3 protein-coding genes are annotated in these 2,198 nt (G+C 57.9%); all 3 read left to right on the top strand.

The window, feature by feature from the left end; genetic code table 11:
• Nucleotides 1-77 precede the first annotated feature (77 nt).
• The 3 genes from NW838_RS14250 to NW838_RS14240 all read left to right on the top strand — a co-directional run bounded on the left by NW838_RS14250 (nucleotide 78) and on the right by NW838_RS14240 (nucleotide 1,917).
• On the top strand, nucleotides 78-284 hold the full coding sequence (locus NW838_RS14250; RefSeq protein ID WP_414332282.1) for a hypothetical protein: 207 nt from the start codon (nucleotides 78-80) through the stop codon (nucleotides 282-284).
• Nucleotides 285-457: 173 nt separating this feature from the next.
• The gene (gene thiD / locus NW838_RS14245) at nucleotides 458-1,324 is read left to right on the top strand and encodes a bifunctional hydroxymethylpyrimidine kinase/phosphomethylpyrimidine kinase (RefSeq protein ID WP_414357609.1); all 867 of its coding nucleotides are present in this window, start codon (nucleotides 458-460) and stop codon (nucleotides 1,322-1,324) included.
• Nucleotides 1,325-1,350: 26 nt separating this feature from the next.
• Nucleotides 1,351-1,917: a GDYXXLXY domain-containing protein gene (locus tag NW838_RS14240; protein WP_414357610.1), complete on the top strand. Its 567-nt coding sequence runs from the start codon at nucleotides 1,351-1,353 to the stop codon at nucleotides 1,915-1,917.
• Nucleotides 1,918-2,198: the final 281 nt, after the last annotated feature.

The raw sequence follows: 2,198 nt of genomic DNA, 5'->3' as shown, positions 1-2,198 counted from the left end.
TTATATTTTTGGATTCTTAGTGTTAGAAGTTATCGAAAGTAAGTCTGTTTCCTTGGCGAGATCAGTCCTCGACTCCTGTGAAGTTGCATTTGTTGCACCTATCTCTGCCGTTGAGCTCGCCTCTCTCTGCCCCGCAACTGGAGCAATCCCTCTGTCAGCAAGTTGACCGGGAGCTGGGCCAGCCGGCTCGGCTTCTGCGCTGGAGCTTGACGGCGGTGGAGGGGGATAGAGCCTGGGTTGAGGTGGTCGCCACCACTGATGAGGGCTACTCGGATTTAGACTAGGACAACTCACTCTTAGTCAGCTTCTTGACAGACGTCTGCAAGAGTTTTCCCAATACCCCAGTGGTCTCAGACCAATCGAGAACCAACAGTTTCATTGCTACGTTAAAGAGATGGTTCATATTGATTGATGGAAATGGCTATCGGTACCCTTGCCCATTTTTGTCGTTTGGCCAATGTCTGTCTCTGCATCTGAACCAACTCCGGCTCCACTGCTGGCCGAGCAGCACCCCCCTGTCGCCCTCACCATCGCTGGATCCGACAGTGGTGGGGGAGCAGGGATCCAAGCGGATCTGCGCACCTTTGCTTTCCAACGGGTACACGGTACCTCTGCCCTGACCTGCGTGACTGCCCAAAATACCCTTGGGGTGAGCCGGGTCGATGCGCTGCCCCCCGAAGCCGTGGCCGCCCAAATTGAGGCCGTGGTGCAGGACATCGGGGTGCAAGGGATCAAGACGGGCATGTTGCTGAATGCCGAGATCGTGCTGGAGGTAGCCCGTCAGGTGGAGCGCTGGGCGTTGCGGCCTCTGGTGGTGGATCCGGTGATGGTGTCCCGCACGGGAGCAAAGTTGCTGGCAGATGAAGCCATTCAGGCCATCCGCGAGCGGCTGATCCCCTTGGCCCAGGTGCTGACCCCCAATCGCTATGAGGCGCAAATTTTAACGGGGCTGCAGCTGCAGTCCCTGGCGGATATGCAAACGGCGGCTCAGCAGATTCGCACCCTGGGCTGTGGAGCGGTGTTGGTCAAAGGCGGAGGCATGCCGGGGGAACTGCAGGGGGTGGATGTGTGGTTCGATGGCGAGCGACTGGAAGTGCTGAAAACAGAGCGGATCCCCACCCGCCACACCCACGGCACCGGCTGTACCCTCTCGGCGGCCATTGCAGCACAGATGGCCTGGGGCAGGGATCCCTTGGCGGCCACAGTGGCGGCCAAAGCCTATGTAACAGAAGCGCTGCGACATCCTTTGGCCATCGGGTCAGGGCAGGGGCCGGTGGGGCACTTCTACCCGCTTCTGTCCGGGATTGGCAAACCTGTGCCATAAGAGAGAGGTCACTCTCTCTGGCTGCTATGGCTAGCCCGTCGAATCTTTCTCAGAAGGGATCCCTGCCCAAATGGCGGCTTTGGCTACCCCTCCTGCTGCAACTGGGTATCGTTCTGCTGATACCGTCTCGGCAAGCGCTGACTCTTGCTGTCGGAACCACGATCTACCTGCAAACGGCCCCCGTGGATCCCTATGACCTTTTGCGGGGCCGGTACGTGACCTTGGGCTACGTCGTCGCTCGACGCTCCACCCTAGAGCAACTGCCGGGTTGGTTACCTGATTTGGAGACGCCAGGGATCCTTTATCTGCGCTTGGCTCCCCCCGCAGGGGATCCCACTCAACCTTGGCAAGCAATCGGTGTCAGCCGGGAGATGCCCAAAGATTTGCAGCCTGAAGAGAAAGTGCTGCGAGGCTGGTTTGACGGGCAGCAGCTCAAGTTGGGAATCGAAGAATTTTTTATTCCCGAAGCGATTGGAGATGCCTTGGAAGAGGATATTCGGCATTACCCTGAAGCCACGCGGGCAGAAGTGAAAGTGGATCCCTGGGGCAAGGCAGCATTGGTCGGCCTCTGGGTAGGGGAGCATCGGTACTAAGTGCTCATTCTGCCCGGCTTTAACGCTTTAACAATTAATCACCATATTCTGACATCCGAGCCCGAAGGAGAGCCGGAAAACTGAATGGGGCAGGGATCCCTATCACTTGCCCCTCGAAACCCTGAAGATGGCGAGAACCGGAGCTGTGCCATTGAGGAGCTTGCTAAGTGCTGCACAGCCTTGCTCAACACCTGAATTAGGGTCATCCCAATTGGGTCAAACTTCTTCAGCTAGAAATCGCAGGAGCCCCGCACTGTACCCGTAGGGTCAGTGCCGGGAGG

Source organism: Synechococcus sp. R55.2 (assembly GCF_047462075.1).
Taxonomy (GTDB): domain Bacteria; phylum Cyanobacteriota; class Cyanobacteriia; order Thermostichales; family Thermostichaceae; genus Thermostichus.
Note: the sequence above shows the minus strand (reverse complement) of the source record. Positions and strands in the feature narration are given on the sequence as shown.

What these genes read in the sequence shown, in the direction of transcription:
- thiD (WP_414357609.1), top strand. Translation starts at nt 458, where the DNA reads ATGTCTGTCTCTGCATCTGAACCAACTCCGGCTCCACTGCTGGCCGAG.
- NW838_RS14240 (WP_414357610.1), top strand. Translation starts at nt 1,351, where the DNA reads ATGGCTAGCCCGTCGAATCTTTCTCAGAAGGGATCCCTGCCCAAATGG.